Source organism: Bacteroides sp. FSHCM14E1, assembly GCF_019633785.1.
GTDB classification, from domain to species: domain Bacteria; phylum Bacteroidota; class Bacteroidia; order Bacteroidales; family Bacteroidaceae; genus Bacteroides; species Bacteroides hominis.
In genome coordinates this window covers 21565-37389 of sequence record NZ_JADKYL010000012.1, presented here as the reverse complement: position 1 = coordinate 37389, position 15825 = coordinate 21565, and the positions used below count along the sequence as shown (strand labels likewise).

Annotated in this window: 23 protein-coding genes; 21 read left to right on the top strand and 2 right to left on the bottom strand. The window is 41.8% G+C overall.

Features of this window, described 5'->3' with window-relative positions:
• Positions 1-2 precede the first annotated feature (2 nt).
• The 18 genes from rpsN (at position 3) to ISX59_RS16540 (ending at position 9625) form a co-directional block, all read left to right on the top strand.
• Positions 3-302, top strand: coding sequence for a 30S ribosomal protein S14 (rpsN, locus tag ISX59_RS16625; protein ID WP_005782211.1), 300 nt, complete (start codon positions 3-5; stop codon positions 300-302).
• A 54-nt stretch (positions 303-356) separates the two neighbouring features.
• Positions 357-752, top strand: a complete 396-nt coding sequence (rpsH, locus tag ISX59_RS16620) for a 30S ribosomal protein S8 (protein WP_005782213.1) — start codon at positions 357-359, stop codon at positions 750-752.
• Between the two features lie 15 nt (positions 753-767).
• Positions 768-1337, top strand: coding sequence for a 50S ribosomal protein L6 (gene rplF, locus ISX59_RS16615; protein ID WP_005782214.1), 570 nt, complete (start codon positions 768-770; stop codon positions 1335-1337).
• Positions 1338-1358: 21 nt separating this feature from the next.
• The gene (gene rplR, locus ISX59_RS16610) at positions 1359-1703 is read left to right on the top strand and encodes a 50S ribosomal protein L18 (protein ID WP_005782216.1); all 345 of its coding nucleotides are present in this window, start codon (positions 1359-1361) and stop codon (positions 1701-1703) included.
• Between the two features lie 5 nt (positions 1704-1708).
• On the top strand, positions 1709-2227 hold the full coding sequence (gene rpsE / locus ISX59_RS16605; protein WP_005782218.1) for a 30S ribosomal protein S5: 519 nt from the start codon (positions 1709-1711) through the stop codon (positions 2225-2227).
• Between the two features lie 10 nt (positions 2228-2237).
• A complete protein-coding gene (rpmD, locus tag ISX59_RS16600) occupies positions 2238-2414 on the top strand; it encodes a 50S ribosomal protein L30 (protein ID WP_005782220.1) in 177 nt (58 codons plus the stop codon).
• Between the two features lie 30 nt (positions 2415-2444).
• The gene (rplO, locus tag ISX59_RS16595) at positions 2445-2891 is read left to right on the top strand and encodes a 50S ribosomal protein L15 (protein WP_005782221.1); all 447 of its coding nucleotides are present in this window, start codon (positions 2445-2447) and stop codon (positions 2889-2891) included.
• Between the two features lie 4 nt (positions 2892-2895).
• A complete protein-coding gene (secY, locus tag ISX59_RS16590) occupies positions 2896-4242 on the top strand; it encodes a preprotein translocase subunit SecY (RefSeq protein WP_005782223.1) in 1347 nt (448 codons plus the stop codon).
• Between the two features lie 14 nt (positions 4243-4256).
• Entirely contained in the window at positions 4257-5054 is a 798-nt protein-coding gene (gene map, locus ISX59_RS16585; protein ID WP_005782225.1) for a type I methionyl aminopeptidase, read from the top strand.
• Between the two features lie 3 nt (positions 5055-5057).
• Positions 5058-5276, top strand: coding sequence for a translation initiation factor IF-1 (infA, locus tag ISX59_RS16580; RefSeq protein WP_002558052.1), 219 nt, complete (start codon positions 5058-5060; stop codon positions 5274-5276).
• An 8-nt stretch (positions 5277-5284) separates the two neighbouring features.
• Positions 5285-5401, top strand: coding sequence for a type B 50S ribosomal protein L36 (gene ykgO, locus ISX59_RS16575; RefSeq protein ID WP_002558051.1), 117 nt, complete (start codon positions 5285-5287; stop codon positions 5399-5401).
• Positions 5402-5434: 33 nt separating this feature from the next.
• Positions 5435-5815: a 30S ribosomal protein S13 gene (rpsM, locus tag ISX59_RS16570; protein ID WP_002558050.1), complete on the top strand. Its 381-nt coding sequence runs from the start codon at positions 5435-5437 to the stop codon at positions 5813-5815.
• An 11-nt stretch (positions 5816-5826) separates the two neighbouring features.
• Positions 5827-6216: a 30S ribosomal protein S11 gene (gene rpsK, locus ISX59_RS16565; RefSeq protein ID WP_004296327.1), complete on the top strand. Its 390-nt coding sequence runs from the start codon at positions 5827-5829 to the stop codon at positions 6214-6216.
• 119 nt (positions 6217-6335) lie between these two features.
• Entirely contained in the window at positions 6336-6941 is a 606-nt protein-coding gene (gene rpsD / locus ISX59_RS16560; protein ID WP_032539205.1) for a 30S ribosomal protein S4, read from the top strand.
• Between the two features lie 11 nt (positions 6942-6952).
• A complete protein-coding gene (locus ISX59_RS16555) occupies positions 6953-7945 on the top strand; it encodes a DNA-directed RNA polymerase subunit alpha (RefSeq protein ID WP_005782229.1) in 993 nt (330 codons plus the stop codon).
• 3 nt (positions 7946-7948) lie between these two features.
• A complete protein-coding gene (rplQ, locus tag ISX59_RS16550) occupies positions 7949-8434 on the top strand; it encodes a 50S ribosomal protein L17 (protein ID WP_005811343.1) in 486 nt (161 codons plus the stop codon).
• A 136-nt stretch (positions 8435-8570) separates the two neighbouring features.
• A complete protein-coding gene (locus tag ISX59_RS16545; RefSeq protein ID WP_005782232.1) occupies positions 8571-8978 on the top strand; it encodes a hypothetical protein in 408 nt (135 codons plus the stop codon).
• 107 nt (positions 8979-9085) lie between these two features.
• The gene (locus tag ISX59_RS16540; protein ID WP_005782234.1) at positions 9086-9625 is read left to right on the top strand and encodes a hypothetical protein; all 540 of its coding nucleotides are present in this window, start codon (positions 9086-9088) and stop codon (positions 9623-9625) included.
• A gap of 33 nt (positions 9626-9658) precedes the next feature.
• Here the strand turns inward: ISX59_RS16540 and ISX59_RS16535 are convergent, their stop codons facing one another.
• Together ISX59_RS16535 and ISX59_RS16530 are read right to left on the bottom strand one after the other, a co-directional pair.
• Positions 9659-11473: a MutS family DNA mismatch repair protein gene (locus ISX59_RS16535; RefSeq protein WP_220576081.1), complete on the bottom strand. Its 1815-nt coding sequence runs from the start codon at positions 11471-11473 to the stop codon at positions 9659-9661.
• Between the two features lie 168 nt (positions 11474-11641).
• Positions 11642-11863 (bottom strand): hypothetical protein, encoded by a 222-nt coding sequence (locus ISX59_RS16530; protein WP_032536182.1) that lies wholly within the window; start codon positions 11861-11863, stop codon positions 11642-11644.
• Positions 11864-12032: 169 nt separating this feature from the next.
• Between ISX59_RS16530 and ISX59_RS16525 the strand changes: the two genes are divergently transcribed.
• From ISX59_RS16525 to ftcD, 3 genes are all read left to right on the top strand, one after another.
• Positions 12033-12665 (top strand): DUF6563 family protein, encoded by a 633-nt coding sequence (locus tag ISX59_RS16525; RefSeq protein WP_044300969.1) that lies wholly within the window; start codon positions 12033-12035, stop codon positions 12663-12665.
• A 148-nt stretch (positions 12666-12813) separates the two neighbouring features.
• On the top strand, positions 12814-14796 hold the full coding sequence (locus ISX59_RS16520; RefSeq protein ID WP_032539208.1) for a urocanate hydratase: 1983 nt from the start codon (positions 12814-12816) through the stop codon (positions 14794-14796).
• A gap of 125 nt (positions 14797-14921) precedes the next feature.
• Positions 14922-15824: a glutamate formimidoyltransferase gene (ftcD, locus tag ISX59_RS16515; RefSeq protein ID WP_032539209.1), complete on the top strand. Its 903-nt coding sequence runs from the start codon at positions 14922-14924 to the stop codon at positions 15822-15824.
• Position 15825 lies beyond the last annotated feature (1 nt).

Below are 15825 nucleotides of genomic sequence, written 5' to 3'. Positions count from 1 at the left end.
TTATGGCAAAGGAATCAATGAAAGCACGCGAAGTAAAGCGTGCTAAATTAGTAGCCAAATATGCCGAAAAGAGAGCTGCCTTGAAGCAGATTGTGAGAACCGGAGATCCTGCTGAAGCTTTCGAAGCTGCACAGAAATTACAGGAGCTTCCTAAGAATTCTAATCCGATTCGTATGCACAATCGCTGTAAATTGACTGGTCGTCCTAAAGGATATATCCGTCAGTTCGGTGTTTCAAGAATCCAGTTCCGTGAAATGGCATCTAATGGGCTGATCCCAGGTGTAAAGAAAGCAAGCTGGTAAATATATTGTTTAAATATTGTCAGGGTAGTCCTGATTAATTTAATTATTTTTTATATGACTGATCCAATAGCAGATTATTTGACGAGGTTAAGGAACGCAATTAATGCAAAGCACAGAGTTGTAGAAGTTCCTGCTTCAAATTTGAAAAAAGAAATCACTAAGATTCTTTTTGAAAAAGGCTACATTCTTAATTATAAGTTTGTAGAAGACGGTCCTCAAGGAACAATTAAAGTTGCCTTGAAGTATGATTCGGTTAACAAAGTTAACGCAATCAAAAAACTTGAAAGAATATCTTCTCCGGGTATGCGTCAGTATACTGGTTACAAAGATATGCCGCGTGTTATTAATGGTTTGGGTATTGCTATAATATCTACTTCCAAAGGTGTAATGACAAACAAAGAAGCTGCTGAACTCAAGATCGGTGGTGAAGTATTGTGTTATGTATATTAATAGGAGGAAAAAGCAATGTCAAGAATAGGAAAATTACCCATTAGTATTCCCGCTGGAGTAACAGTTACTCTGAACGGTGAAGTGGTTACTGTTAAAGGACCTAAAGGTGAACTTAGCCAGTATGTGAACCCGGCTATCAATATTGCTATTGAAGATGGACACATCACTTTAACTGAAAACGAAAATGCAATGCTGGATAATCCCAAGCAGAAACATGCATTTCACGGTTTGTATCGTTCATTAGTACACAACATGGTTGTTGGTGTCTCTGAAGGATATAAGAAAGAATTGGAGCTTGTTGGTGTTGGTTACCGTGCTTCTAATCAAGGAAATATCATTGAATTAGCATTAGGATATACACACAATATCTTTATACAGTTGCCTCCTGAAGTCAAAGTAGAGACAAAGTCAGAAAGAAATAAGAATCCTCTTATTCTTTTAGAGTCTTGTGACAAACAATTGCTTGGTCAAGTTTGCTCTAAGATACGTTCTTTCCGTAAGCCCGAACCGTATAAAGGTAAAGGTATTAAGTTTGTTGGCGAGGTAATTCGCAGAAAGTCTGGTAAATCAGCCGGTGCTAAGTAATTTACGTAAATTTGTATTATTATGACAACAAAAATAGAAAGACGAATTAAGATCAAATATAGAGTACGCAATAAAGTGTCAGGTACTGCTGCACGTCCGCGTATGAGTGTATTTAGAAGTAACAAGCAAATCTATGTCCAGATTATCGACGATTTGTCAGGTAAGACATTGGCTGCTGCCTCTTCACTGGGTATGACTGAGAAGTTGCCTAAGAAAGAAGTTGCTGCTAAAGTAGGTGAGATGATTGCAAAAAAGGCTCAGGAAGCAGGTATTACGACTGTTGTTTTCGACCGTAATGGTTACTTGTATCATGGGAGAGTAAAAGAAGTAGCTGATGCTGCTCGTAACGGTGGACTTAAATTTTAATCATTATGGCAGGAGTTAATAATAGAGTTAAGATTACTAACGATATAGAACTGAAAGACAGATTAGTTGCTATTAATCGTGTTACTAAAGTAACCAAAGGTGGTAGAACTTTTAGTTTCTCTGCAATTGTAGTTGTAGGTAACGAAGAAGGTATTATCGGTTGGGGACTTGGTAAAGCTGGTGAAGTAACAGCAGCTATCGCTAAAGGTGTTGAGTCGGCTAAGAAAAACCTGACAAGAGTACCTGTACTGAAAGGTACTGTTCCTCACGAACAGACAGCTAAGTTTGGTGGTGCCGAGGTATTCATCAAACCTGCTTCTCATGGTACTGGCGTTGTAGCCGGTGGTGCTATGCGTGCCGTATTGGAAAGTGTTGGTGTAACTGACGTTTTGGCTAAATCAAAAGGTTCTTCAAATCCGCATAACCTCGTGAAGGCTACTATCATGGCTTTGGGCGAAATGCGTGATGCAAGAATGATTGCTCAAAACAGAGGAATTAGTGTTGAAAAAGTATTTAGAGGATAAGGAGGGAGATATGTCAATTATAAAGATCAAACAAGTTAAAAGTAGAATTGGTGCTCCGGCTGATCAGAAAAGAACTCTTGATGCACTGGGACTTCGCAAATTGAACCGTGTGGTTGAACACGAAAGCACTCCTTCAATTCTTGGAATGGTAGATAAGGTTAAACACTTGGTTGCCATTGTTAAGTAATTATTTGTTGAATATAAAACGAATTACAATATGAACTTAAGTAATTTAAAACCTGCAGAAGGCTCTACTAAAACAAGAAAAAGAATCGGACGTGGTCCGGGTTCTGGCTTAGGAGGTACTTCTACAAGAGGTCATAAAGGTGCTAAATCAAGATCTGGATACTCTAAAAAAATCGGTTTTGAAGGTGGTCAGATGCCTCTTCAACGTCGAGTACCTAAATTTGGTTTTAAGAACATTAATAGAGTGGAATATAAAGCTATTAACTTAGAAACAATCCAGAAATTGGCTGAAGCTAAGAAGTTGGAAAAAATAGGAGTTAATGACTTTATTGAAGCTGGATTCATTTCTTCAAGCCAGTTGGTAAAAGTATTGGGTAACGGAACTTTGACTGCTAAGCTGAGTGTAGAAGCTCATGCATTCTCTAAGAGTGCTGTTGCTGCTATTGAGGCTGCTGGTGGAAATGTAGTAAAACTCTGATTCAATGAGAAAAGCTATTGAAACATTAAAGAATATATGGAAAATTGAGGATCTGAGACAACGGATCCTCATTACCATATTGTTTGTGGCGATTTACCGTTTCGGTTCGTACGTTGTGCTGCCTGGAATCAACCCGGGTATGCTGACACAATTGCACCAACAAACAAGCGAGGGCCTTTTAGCCTTATTAAACATGTTCTCAGGAGGAGCATTTTCTAATGCGTCTATTTTCGCATTAGGAATTATGCCTTATATCTCTGCATCAATCGTTATTCAGTTGTTGGGAATCGCTGTGCCGTATTTCCAGAAACTTCAGCGAGAAGGAGAAAGCGGCAGAAGAAAGATGAATCAATATACTCGTTATTTGACGATTGCTATTTTATTGGTTCAGGCCCCTTCTTATTTGCTCAATCTTAAAATGCAGGCTGGACCTTCCTTAAATGCTTCATTAGATTGGACTCTTTTCATGGTTACTTCTACCATTATTTTGGCAGCTGGAAGTATGTTTATCCTGTGGCTTGGTGAAAGAATCACGGATAAAGGTATTGGTAATGGTATTTCATTTATCATTTTGATTGGTATTATTGCTCGTCTTCCGCAGTCATTGTTCCAGGAGTTGATTTCCCGTATGACTGATAAGACTGGTGGTTTAATCATGTTCTTATTTGAAATAGTATTCCTGCTGATAGTAATTGCAGGAGCAATTCTTTTGGTACAAGGCACAAGAAAAATTCCTGTACAGTATGCAAAAAGAATTGTCGGTAATAAACAGTACGGCGGTGCAAGACAGTACATTCCTTTAAAAGTGAATGCTGCTGGTGTGATGCCTATCATTTTTGCTCAGGCAATCATGTTTATTCCGATCACTTTCATTGGCTTTTCTAACACGAACAATGTAAGTGGTTTCGTACATGCATTTACTGACCATACGAGTTTCTGGTATAATTTTGTTTTTGCAGTAATGATTATCTTATTTACGTATTTCTATACTGCGATAACCATTAACCCGACTCAAATGGCCGAGGATATGAAGAGAAATAATGGTTTCATTCCGGGAATTAAGCCAGGTAAGAAAACTGCTGAGTATATTGATGACATCATGTCACGTATTACTTTGCCGGGTTCTTTCTTTTTGGCTTTCATTGCTATTATGCCCGCATTTGCCGGCATCTTTGGTGTGAAGGCTGAGTTTGCTCAATTCTTCGGTGGTACGTCTCTGTTAATTCTTGTAGGTGTTGTTTTAGATACGCTGCAACAGGTTGAAAGTCATTTGTTGATGAGACATTATGATGGCTTGTTGAAGTCAGGTCGTATCAAAGGACGCACTGGTAGTAGTGTAGCTGCATATTAATTCTTTGAGTAGAAATGATATTTCTTAAAACAGAAGATGAAATAGAGCTGCTCCGTCAGAGTAACTTGCTTGTTGGGAGAACGTTGGCTGAAGTTGCCAAATTAGTGAAACCGGGAGTTACCACAAAAGAACTGGATAAGGTAGCGGAAGAGTTTATCAGAGATCATGGTGCTGTCCCTACTTTTAAAGGCTTTCCTAATCAATATGGAGATCCGTTTCCAGCTTCATTATGCACATCGGTTAATGAAGAGGTTGTGCATGGAATTCCGGGAGATATCGTGTTGAAAGACGGTGATATTGTTTCGGTGGATTGTGGGACATACATGAATGGTTTCTGTGGTGATTCGGCTTATACCTTTTGTGTTGGTGAGGTGGACGAAGAAGTCCGTCAATTGTTGAAGGTGACTAAAGAGGCGTTGTATATTGGTATTCAGAATGCTGTACAAGGGAAGAGAATCGGTGATATCGGATATGCTATCCAACACTATTGTGAATCCCATTCTTATGGTGTAGTGCGTGAGTTTGTCGGTCACGGGATTGGTAAAGACATGCACGAAGATCCTCAAGTTCCGAATTATGGTAAAAGGGGATATGGAACACTTTTGAAAAAAGGTCTTTGTATTGCAATTGAGCCGATGATTACGCAAGGTGACCGACAAGTGATTATGGAACGTGACGGATGGACAGTGAGAACAAGAGATCGGAAATGTGCCGCACACTTTGAGCATACCATTGCGGTAGGTGCAGGCGAGGCTGATATTCTGTCATCATTTAAATTCATAGAAGAAGTTTTAGGAGATAAAGCGATATAATATATGGCAAAGCAATCTGCAATAGAACAAGATGGAGTTATAGTTGAAGCATTGTCTAATGCAATGTTTCGTGTTGAATTAGAAAACGGACATGAGATTACTGCTCATATTTCCGGTAAGATGAGAATGCATTACATTAAGATCTTGCCGGGTGATAAAGTAAGAGTCGAAATGTCTCCTTACGACTTATCGAAAGGAAGAATTGTATTTAGATATAAATAAAATAAGATATGAAAGTAAGAGCATCATTAAAGAAACGTACGCCAGAATGTAAGATCGTTAGACGTAATGGCCGTTTGTATGTTATTAACAAGAAAAATCCTAAGTATAAACAACGTCAAGGATAATTTATTATTTTTGCAAAAAAAATAATTTAGTATATGGCTATAAGAATAGTTGGTGTAGATTTACCTCAAAATAAGAGAGGTGAGATTGCGTTGACCTATGTATATGGAATAGGTCGTAGTAGTTCAGCAAAAATTTTAGATAAAGCTGGTGTGGACAAAGATCTGAAGGTGAAAGACTGGACAGATGATCAGGCTGCAAAGATTCGTGAGATCATCGGTGCAGAGTATAAAGTTGAAGGCGATCTTCGTTCTGAAGTACAATTGAACATTAAGCGATTAATGGATATTGGTTGCTACCGTGGTGTACGTCACCGTATTGGTCTGCCTGTAAGAGGTCAGAGCACTAAAAACAATGCACGTACTCGTAAGGGTAGAAAGAAAACCGTTGCAAATAAGAAAAAAGCTACTAAATAATAATTGTTGATATGGCAAAAAAAACAGTCGCAGCTAAGAAGAGAAATGTTAAGGTAGATGCTAATGGACAATTGCATGTTCATTCATCTTTCAACAATATTATTGTTTCTCTTGCAAATAGTGAAGGGCAGATTATCTCTTGGTCGTCTGCAGGAAAGATGGGATTTAGAGGTTCTAAAAAGAATACTCCTTATGCAGCTCAGATGGCTGCCCAGGATTGTGCTAAAATTGCATTTGATCTTGGCCTGAGAAAGGTAAAAGCATATGTTAAAGGTCCGGGTAACGGACGCGAGTCTGCTATCAGAACGATTCATGGTGCAGGTATTGAGGTTACAGAAATTATTGACGTAACTCCGCTTCCGCATAACGGCTGTCGTCCTCCGAAAAGACGTAGAGTTTAAGATTTACCTTTAATAAAAATGATACTTGATTTTGTTTTTGGATTGCATTAATTTCTTCTCTGTAATCGCGGCTGCAACAAATTGAGTTCATGAATAAACAATTAAATATTTAAAAAGAAATGGCTAGATATACTGGACCAAAATCAAGAATAGCCCGTAAATTCGGTGAAGGTATCTTTGGAGCTGATAAAGTTTTGTCGAAGAAAAACTATCCTCCCGGACAGCACGGAAATTCAAGAAAAAGAAAAACTTCTGAATATGGTATTCAGCTTCGTGAGAAACAGAAAGCTAAATATACTTATGGAGTATTAGAAAAACAATTCCGCAATTTGTTCGAAAAGGCAGCTACAGCTAAAGGTATTACCGGTGAGGTACTTCTCCAGATGCTTGAAGGTCGTCTTGACAACCTTGTGTTCCGTTTGGGTATTGCTCCTACACGTGCAGCTGCTCGTCAGTTGGTAAGCCACAGACACATTACGGTTGACGGACAGGTAGTGAACATTCCTTCATACGCAGTTAAACCGGGTCAGTTGATTGGCGTTCGTGAAAGATCTAAATCTTTGGAAGTAATTGCTAATTCTCTCGCTGGTTTCAATCACAGCAAATATGCTTGGTTGGAATGGGATGAAACTTCAAAGGTAGGCAAATTGTTGCACATTCCTGAAAGAGCAGACATTCCTGAAAACATTAAAGAGCATTTGATTGTTGAATTGTATTCTAAATAATAATTAATTTCATGGCGATATTAGCATTTCAAAAACCTGATAAAGTATTAATGTTGGAAGCGGATGCCAAATTCGGTAAATTCGAATTTCGTCCCTTGGAACCCGGTTTTGGTATTACCGTTGGTAATGCTTTGCGCCGTATCCTCCTTTCTTCATTAGAAGGTTTTGCTATCACCACTATCCGCATAGAAGGTGTTGAGCACGAATTTTCTAGTGTTCCTGGAGTAAAAGAGGATGTTACCAACATTATCTTGAATCTGAAACAAGTGAGATTCAAGCAAGTAGTTGAAGAATTCGAGAGCGAAAAAGTGAGCATCACTATCGAGAATTCTAGTGAATTTAAAGCAGGTGACATAGGTAAGTATTTGACTGGATTTGAAGTGTTAAATCCGGAATTAGTTATTTGTCATTTAGATTCTAAAGCAACTATGCAGATTGACATTACGATTAACAAAGGTCGTGGTTACGTCCCCGCTGATGAAAACCGCGAATATTGTACCGATGTTAATGTAATTCCAATCGATTCAATCTATACGCCGATACGTAACGTTAAGTACGCTGTAGAAAACTTCCGCGTTGAGCAGAAGACTGACTACGAGAAGTTGGTACTTGAAATTACTACCGACGGTTCCATTCACCCGAAAGAAGCTCTGAAAGAAGCTGCTAAAATTCTGATTTATCACTTCATGTTATTCTCTGACGAAAAGATTACTCTTGAAAGTAATGACGTTGATGGTAACGAAGAGTTCGATGAAGAAGTATTGCATATGCGTCAGCTGTTGAAGACTAAGCTTGTCGATATGGATCTGTCAGTACGTGCCCTCAATTGTTTGAAGGCAGCTGATGTTGAAACATTGGGCGACTTGGTACAGTTCAACAAAACTGACTTGCTGAAATTCAGAAATTTCGGAAAGAAATCGCTTACCGAGCTTGATGATTTGCTGGAAAGTCTGAATCTGTCGTTTGGAACCGATATTTCTAAATATAAATTAGATAAAGAATAAAAAATGAGACATAATAAAAAATTCAATCATTTAGGTCGTACTGCTTCTCACAGAAGTGCTATGTTATCTAACATGGCTTGTTCTTTGATCAAGCACAAAAGAATCACTACGACTGTAGCAAAGGCAAAAGCTTTGAAGAAATTCGTTGAGCCTTTGATCACAAAGTCTAAAGAAGACACAACAAACTCTCGTCGTGTTGTATTTAGCAACTTGCAGGATAAATTTGCTGTAACAGAATTGTTCAAAGAAATCTCTGTGAAGATTGCTGACCGTCCGGGCGGTTACACTCGCATCATCAAGACAGGAAACCGTTTGGGTGACAATGCTGAAATGTGCTTCATCGAACTCGTTGACTACAACGAAAACATGGCTAAAGAGAAAGTTGCTAAGAAAGCTACTCGTACTCGTCGTTCAAAGAAAGCTACTGAAGCTGCTCCTGCTGCTGAAGCTCCCGCTACTGAAGAACCGAAAGCTGAATCAGCAGAATAATTCAACAATTATTCTTATAGATATAAAAAAGGCTACTCGAAAGAGTGGCCTTTTTTGTTGATTTTACTAAAGATACTTTAAAATGATTTGAAGATGAACAGTTTGACTGAATAATCTGTTATATTTGCAGGTAGATATGGCAAAGTTCATTAAAATTATATTGTTCATGTTGTTCGCTGTAGCGCTTCATTGTGTAGCCAACAACTATTTCGCAGGAGAACAGGCGGAACAAGATACCTATATGGCTATGTCAGTGCTTAAAGGAGATACGCACGAAACTGTTAGCAATCCCCAGGCTCCTTACTTTCCTGATGCTGAATTGGCCGGAGCAGGTATTCAGGTTCATCAAATTGCGATGTCACGTATACAGCGCATTCAAGCAGCCGAATATGTTTTCTCTTTAAAAGGTCTTGCCCAAAGGTTGGCAGACCGGGATGCTGCCTTGTCTCAGCAGTGGGGAAAACTCTATGATACCACTACTTCTTATTGTTGTCATCCAGTAAGCGAATACTATGTTTTCGCTCTAAGGCGCATTATCGTATAGGAGTTTAATTTATTAGTTCTATTATTATTTTGATTTACTGTACCTGCTAAAAATAGGTATGGTACTATTTTCAGCTATTATCCACTAATAATTTAAACTTAGATATTATGACAACCCAAGCTATTGATGCAACTATTTTTGCATCTTCACACCCAGATATTGCAAAACGTACAAGTATTTCAGGACTTATCTTCTCTTGCGTCATGTTATTGGCGGGAGTGATCGCGTTTGTGTCCACCTTTGAAATGGAAGACCGTTCGTCGACTGTCAGTATGGGGCTTATGGTGCTCGGCACTGCCTTATTCCTGGTTGGAGTCTTCCGGCTGTTTTGGAAATCCAAAGAGATTGTTTATTTACCGACAGGTAGTGTCGCCAAAGAGCAGAGCATCTTTTTTGATCTGAAACATCTGGATGAATTGACAGATATGGTGAAGTCGGGTGATTTCTCTTTGCAGTCCACAGCTAAAGGAGGTACCAGTGGAAATTTGCGTTTAGACGTAATGCTTTCTGAAGATAAGAAGTTTGCTGCCGTACAACTGTTCCAGTTTGTGCCCTATACTTATAACCCGATAACTTCCGTGCGTTATTTCACTAATGGTGAAGCAGCTTCCATCGCAGCTTTTTTGACTAAGATCAAAGGGCATTGATCCTTTAATTCAAGTTTCAATATATCATGGGGATCAGTCGTCGATGACGGCTATCCCCATTTTCTTCATCAGGAAACAAGCATTCATATTCTGTGCTACGCCGTCTCTGAGTTTGTATGAGAAAGTAAGTTCGTTGTTAGTGATGTCCGCTTCAAAACAATAGTTGTGGATGTCTTCAGGAAATAAATCGATAAGGGAACCGAGCAAGAGGTCGTGAGTGGCTATGATTCCATTTGCTTGCAGAGCCATAAACTGTTTGATCAATGCGAAAGATCCTTTTTGTTTGTCCATGGAATTCGTTCCCTTCAGAATCTCGTCGAGTATAATGAAAAGTTCTTCTCCCGAGTTTAGTTTATCAATAATAAGTTTCAGTCGTTTCAACTCTGCAAAGAAGTATGATTCATTATCTGTCAGAGAGTCGGTTGTGCGTAGACTTGTGATAAGCTGTGCCGGATATAACTTCATCTTTTCCGCCCAGACAGGGGCCCCTATACACGCCAGCAGATAGCTTACCCCTATGGTTCTCAGATAGGTGCTTTTTCCTGCCATATTTGCTCCTGTGATAATAACAAAGAAAGGTCGTTTTGCAATCTGAATATCATTGCGTACACATTTATCTCGATCCATCAACGGATGTCCCAGTGCTTCGGCCTCTATACAGAATGGTTTGGACGCGATTTCTGGAAATACATATCCGGGGTGATTGTAGGCGAAAGTGGCCAATGAGCAATAGGCGTCCATTTCTCCGATTGCTTCAAGCCAATGCGGGAGGTTGGCTGCGAAACTTTCTTTCCAGGTTTCTATCTTCATTACCTGACGCAATTCCCAGAAGAAGAGTCCGTTCAGGACAAATTGCATTAGCATATTATTCCGTTGGTCCAGGGCGTTCATCAGGGCAGTGAGACGTTTCACCGCTTGCGAAGCTGTTTGCTTTTCACCTCCCACCAGTCCTTTCACCCGCTTCAGTGCGCTGCTTTCCATCTCTTTTTCCTCGATTATATGAATCAGGTGTGCATAAGTTGTCAGTATCTGCATCTTTTTGCCGTATACGGACTGCATCTGGCTGACACCTTTTGAGAAAGAGGAGCTGAGGAGACCTATACCTGCGAAGACAATTCCCCATGTGGTGAACGAGATGACACCGGCTATAGCCAGTCCGAGGCAGACGGCATTGGCCAACGGAACAAGGATGGCTAAGGTCCGGAAATACCATTTTTTTCGGTAATATTCCGGGCTTGTTGCCCAGTTCCTGATCTCTTCTTCATCGGCCGTTTTGCCTTTATGCAGCAACCCGAGTATACGGAAGTGCTGACGCATTTCCAATTCCGGAGCCAGTTCCTTTACAGCCTCCTGTCGTTTCTCTATTTCTGCTTTATTTTTCAAGTGTGTGTTCATCCATTCGGCCAGTCTCTTTTTGCCCGGTTGCGTAGCGGTACGGTTTATATACTGAAAGAGTGAATGCTCACCAAAAACATCCAGGTCATAGGTATAAAGATGTGCCGGATCGATAAACTCCTTTCCGTTGTCGAAAGCAGACGTATCGTATGCAATGGCCTGCAGTTCTTGGCGGTTGATTTCTATCTTCTTTTCAAGATAATCTTTCTGGCGGAACAAACGGTTATGCAGTTTCACCAGCAGCAGGAAAGGGATAAAGGTGATTGCCGCGATGCCGCTGATCACCAGTCTGCCTTCACTCCAGAAGTAGATAATACCCGCAACTCCGGCTGCAAAAAGTATCAACCGTAGTGTACCGATACGATAGATGTGTCGTTTAACTTTTGCCAGTTGTGATTCCGATTCAAGGATGATTCGTTGATAAGTGTCTATGATGAGATTCAATTGTTCCATGTTCTCCTGTTGTTTGAATGCAAAAATAATATATTTAGTGTGAGTACGCCATTCTCTTGCCCGGAGCTTGTTTTTGTCAAGAGCAGATTTACTGATTATTAACGTAAGAGTCGGTTTCCGGTCTAATCTTCAGTGTTTTTCCTGTTCCTTCCGGAGAAGTTCACTTATCTACCCACGTTCTCTCCGGATGCTACCGGCATTGCGGTCCGTTGCTACCGGGAAGAGAGGGCGGAGAGCCTTGCTTTGAATGGAACAGAGCCGGTGTTTCACTTCTGAAGAGCCTTGCTTCAAGATAGATAGAGCCTCTGTCCATGTTTCATATAAGTTTTTCAAGTCGGGTTTTACAAGGCGAATCATAAAAAAAGGGAAGCAACGGCCTCCCTTTTTCATCCCTAATATAAATTGAACGTACTTTATGATTCTGTCAGTAAAGATACGACATTACTAAGCAAAAGTCAAGTGTTTCTCTCCTTTTTCTTAAACTTTTCTTCTGAAAACTTGCTCCGGTTCGTTAAAAGGTGTACCTTTCCGCCGTGAAAATCTTTAATAGGGTGCGTTTATGAAGAAATTGTGTTTCCTGCTGTTGATGAGTTGGCTGGTGATGGAAGTTACTGCGCAGAATGTCGTATATTCCAATCTGAAAGGGCTGCTCGCTTGTGAAGGAGATACGGTTACTTCGCTGAAAGTGGAAAGACGTACAAAGAATCATATTCTGATGACCGGTGGCGCTGACTATAAGATCAGTGTCGGGTCAGACGACTCCATGTGCAAATATCTGAAGTCCCGTTGTTATGCCGTACAGGCAGATACCTCCCTTTACATCAATTGTAAACGGTTGCGTTATAAAAAGTTTCGTTTCGGAGGTTGGTATGCTCCCGCCCTGCGTATAGGAGATCATATCTATTTTAGTGCCATACCCCTTGGCTCTGTGGCCGCAGGTAGCGATGCTACAATGGATGTAATGCTCGGCGGTAAGTTTGGTGATGCCATTGCCGCTTCCGCTTTAATATCCAAACGGGTATATTATGAGATAGATCCTGAAACCAATAAGGTGGGATTTGTCGGGAAAGAGCGGATGGAGAAGTTGCTCGAAGGCCATCCGGACTGGAAGACTGCCTATCTGAATGAAAATAGCGAATCGGCCAAAGTCACCGATAAATATCTACGTCTGTTGAAGGCAGAAGAGAAATAGCGGCCGTTAGCTATCCGGTTTCTTTTATTCTTCTAACCTTTTGTTAATAAACCTACCGAAATCTTTGTAGATTCTTTCCTTTTTTCTATATTGCGAAGAGTTATCAAATTGTAACGCTGACAGTTTGCAATCCTTAATTCCATTTATTATGAAAATGACTCTCAGCAATCAGTTGCCCGAATATCCGGCATTCGTAGAAGGTATTCGCCGGGCACCCGACCGTGGATACACCCTTTCTCCGGCGCAGACCGTCACGGCCTTGAAGAATGCATTACGTTATATCCCTGTAGACTTGCACGAAAAACTGGCTCCTGAGTTTCTGGAGGAGTTACGAACACGCGGACGTATTTATGGATACCGTTTTCGTCCGGCCGGTGATCTCAAGGCTAAACCCATTGACGAATACCGGGGGAACTGTATCGAGGGCAAAGCTTTTCAGGTGATGATTGACAATAATCTCTGTTTTGATATTGCTCTTTATCCCTACGAACTTGTTACTTATGGTGAGACCGGGCAGGTGTGTCAGAACTGGATGCAATATCGGCTGATAAAGCAATACCTTGAAGTGATGACCCGTGAACAGACCCTTGTCATTGAGTCCGGACATCCGTTAGGGCTTTTCCATTCCCGTCCGGATGCACCCCGTGTTATCATTACCAACTCGATGATGGTAGGCATGTTCGACAATCAGCATGATTGGCACGAAGCAGCCCAGATGGGAGTTGCCAATTATGGGCAGATGACGGCCGGTGGATGGATGTATATCGGTCCGCAGGGCATCGTGCATGGTACATTCAATACATTGCTGAATGCCGGTCGGCTCAAGTTGGGTATTCCTCAGGATAAGGATCTGAGCGGACATCTGTTTGTCTCTTCCGGTTTGGGAGGTATGAGCGGTGCACAACCCAAGGCAGCCGAAATAGCCGGTGCTGTTTCAATTATAGCCGAAGTGGATCGTTCCCGCATCGAGACCCGCTACAATCAAGGATGGGTGGGGTATATCACTACTGATCTTCATGCAGCTTTCCGGATGGCATTGAGTGCTGCCGAACGGCACGAACCTTGTTCTGTGGCCTATCATGGTAATGTAGTTGACCTGCTTGAATATGCCGCCCAGGAAGATATTCCGATCGATCTTTTGTCCGATCAGACTTCTTGTCATGCCGTCTACGAAGGAGGGTATTGCCCCGCCGGAGTCACATTTGAAGATCGTACCCGGTTGTTGCACGAATCTCCTGAAACGTTCCGCCGATTGGTCAACGAATCCCTGCACCGTCATTTTGCGGTGATAAAGAAGCTTGTTTCCCGTGGTACTTACTTTTTCGATTACGGTAACTCTTTTATGAAAGCCATCTATGATGCCGGGGTCAAAGAGATTTCACGGAATGGAGTGGATGAAAAAGACGGCTTCATCTGGCCGAGCTATGTGGAAGACATTATGGGGCCGGAACTTTTTGACTATGGATATGGTCCGTTTCGTTGGGTATGCCTGAGTGGTAAGCCCGAAGATCTTGCCAAGACTGACCGTGCTGCAATGGAGTGCATTGATGTGAAGCGCCGCGGACAAGATCTTGATAATTATAACTGGATAAAGGATGCCGGTAAGAATCAACTGGTGGTGGGCACACAAGCCCGCATTCTGTATCAGGATGCTGCCGGACGTTTAAAGATCGCCCTCCGGTTTAACGAAATGGTGCGTAACGGTGAAGTCGGTCCCATCATGCTGGGACGCGACCATCATGACGTGAGCGGGACAGACTCACCCTTCCGTGAAACTTCCAATATAAAAGACGGCAGCAACGTGATGGCCGATATGGCTGTGCAATGCTTTGCCGGAAATTGTGCCCGGGGCATGAGTCTGGTGGCGCTGCATAATGGTGGAGGTGTGGGTATCGGCAAAGCTGTCAACGGTGGTTTCGGCATGGTATGTGACGGAAGTTCGAGGGTAGACGAGATTCTCCGTTCTTCTATGCTTTGGGATGTGATGGGAGGAGTAGCCCGCCGTTCGTGGGCACGCAATGAACATGCGATGGAAACCAGTGAGGCCTTCAATCTGTCGCATGGAGATACTTATCACATTACGATGCCCTATCTGGTGGATGAAGAGCTGATAAAGAGAATAATTATTTAGAAATGAATATAACTCACCACAGATTACACGGATTCTCACAGATTAATAATTTATTTTACTGAGAGTTAAATTGAAATATCTGTGTTAATCCGTGTAATCTGTGGTGAACCCAAAACCGTATAGTTATGAATTGGAATAAAATCGTGGAATGCGTTCCCAACTTCAGTGAAGGGCGTGATCTTAAAAAAATAGATCGTATTGTTGCTCCGTTTCGTGCCCGTGCAGGAGTAAAGTTGCTCGACTATAGCAATGATGAAGATCATAACCGGCTGGTGGTGACTCTTGTCGGTGAACCGGAAGCCTTGCGGGATGCCGTTATCGAAGCTATCGGTGTTGCGGTGGAACTGATAGATCTCAATCATCATCAGGGACAGCACCCCCGTATGGGAGCAGTCGATGTAGTGCCTTTCATCCCTATTAAAAACGTGACGATGGATGAAGCCGTCTCTCTTTCCCGCGAGGTGGGGGAGAAAGTAGCCGGACTCTATCATCTTCCCGTTTTTCTTTATGAGAAGTCGGCAACTGCTCCCCACCGTGAAAATCTCGCTGCCGTGCGTAAAGGTGAGTTCGAAGGAATGGCCGTGAAAATCAAACTTCCCGAGTGGCAGCCGGATTTTGGTCCGGCAGACCGGCATCCTACGGCCGGTACAGTTGCTATTGGTGCCCGTATGCCTCTGGTTGCCTATAATATCAACCTAAGTACCGATAATCTTGAGATAGCGACCAAGATTGCCAGGAACATCCGTCACATCAACGGTGGTCTGCGTTATGTCAAGGCGATGGGAGTGGAACTGAAAGAGCGGAACATTACCCAAGTGTCCATCAATATGACCGATTACACCCGTACGGCCCTCTATCGTGCCTTTGAACTGGTGCGTATCGAGGCTCGCCGTTATGGGGTGACTATTATTGGAAGCGAGATTGTGGGGCTTGTCCCGATGGAAGCACTGATCGATACCGCCTCTTATTATCTCGGTTTGGAGAATTTTTCTATGCAGCAGGTGCTCGAATTACGTATAATGGAATAAA

What these genes read in the sequence shown, in the direction of transcription:
- rpsN (WP_005782211.1), top strand. Translation starts at nt 3, where the DNA reads ATGGCAAAGGAATCAATGAAAGCACGCGAAGTAAAGCGTGCTAAATTA.
- ISX59_RS16555 (WP_005782229.1), top strand. Translation starts at nt 6,953, where the DNA reads ATGGCGATATTAGCATTTCAAAAACCTGATAAAGTATTAATGTTGGAA.
- ftcD (WP_032539209.1), top strand. Translation starts at nt 14,922, where the DNA reads ATGAATTGGAATAAAATCGTGGAATGCGTTCCCAACTTCAGTGAAGGG.
- map (WP_005782225.1), top strand. Translation starts at nt 4,257, where the DNA reads ATGATATTTCTTAAAACAGAAGATGAAATAGAGCTGCTCCGTCAGAGT.
- secY (WP_005782223.1), top strand. Translation starts at nt 2,896, where the DNA reads ATGAGAAAAGCTATTGAAACATTAAAGAATATATGGAAAATTGAGGAT.
- ykgO (WP_002558051.1), top strand. Translation starts at nt 5,285, where the DNA reads ATGAAAGTAAGAGCATCATTAAAGAAACGTACGCCAGAATGTAAGATC.
- rplR (WP_005782216.1), top strand. Translation starts at nt 1,359, where the DNA reads ATGACAACAAAAATAGAAAGACGAATTAAGATCAAATATAGAGTACGC.
- rpmD (WP_005782220.1), top strand. Translation starts at nt 2,238, where the DNA reads ATGTCAATTATAAAGATCAAACAAGTTAAAAGTAGAATTGGTGCTCCG.
- ISX59_RS16545 (WP_005782232.1), top strand. Translation starts at nt 8,571, where the DNA reads ATGGCAAAGTTCATTAAAATTATATTGTTCATGTTGTTCGCTGTAGCG.
- rpsH (WP_005782213.1), top strand. Translation starts at nt 357, where the DNA reads ATGACTGATCCAATAGCAGATTATTTGACGAGGTTAAGGAACGCAATT.
- ISX59_RS16525 (WP_044300969.1), top strand. Translation starts at nt 12,033, where the DNA reads ATGAAGAAATTGTGTTTCCTGCTGTTGATGAGTTGGCTGGTGATGGAA.
- rplQ (WP_005811343.1), top strand. Translation starts at nt 7,949, where the DNA reads ATGAGACATAATAAAAAATTCAATCATTTAGGTCGTACTGCTTCTCAC.
- rpsK (WP_004296327.1), top strand. Translation starts at nt 5,827, where the DNA reads ATGGCAAAAAAAACAGTCGCAGCTAAGAAGAGAAATGTTAAGGTAGAT.
- ISX59_RS16530 (WP_032536182.1), bottom strand. Translation starts at nt 11,863, where the DNA reads ATGAAAAAGGGAGGCCGTTGCTTCCCTTTTTTTATGATTCGCCTTGTA.
- rplO (WP_005782221.1), top strand. Translation starts at nt 2,445, where the DNA reads ATGAACTTAAGTAATTTAAAACCTGCAGAAGGCTCTACTAAAACAAGA.
- rpsM (WP_002558050.1), top strand. Translation starts at nt 5,435, where the DNA reads ATGGCTATAAGAATAGTTGGTGTAGATTTACCTCAAAATAAGAGAGGT.
- ISX59_RS16540 (WP_005782234.1), top strand. Translation starts at nt 9,086, where the DNA reads ATGACAACCCAAGCTATTGATGCAACTATTTTTGCATCTTCACACCCA.
- rpsE (WP_005782218.1), top strand. Translation starts at nt 1,709, where the DNA reads ATGGCAGGAGTTAATAATAGAGTTAAGATTACTAACGATATAGAACTG.
- rplF (WP_005782214.1), top strand. Translation starts at nt 768, where the DNA reads ATGTCAAGAATAGGAAAATTACCCATTAGTATTCCCGCTGGAGTAACA.
- rpsD (WP_032539205.1), top strand. Translation starts at nt 6,336, where the DNA reads ATGGCTAGATATACTGGACCAAAATCAAGAATAGCCCGTAAATTCGGT.
- ISX59_RS16535 (WP_220576081.1), bottom strand. Translation starts at nt 11,473, where the DNA reads ATGGAACAATTGAATCTCATCATAGACACTTATCAACGAATCATCCTT.
- ISX59_RS16520 (WP_032539208.1), top strand. Translation starts at nt 12,814, where the DNA reads ATGAAAATGACTCTCAGCAATCAGTTGCCCGAATATCCGGCATTCGTA.
- infA (WP_002558052.1), top strand. Translation starts at nt 5,058, where the DNA reads ATGGCAAAGCAATCTGCAATAGAACAAGATGGAGTTATAGTTGAAGCA.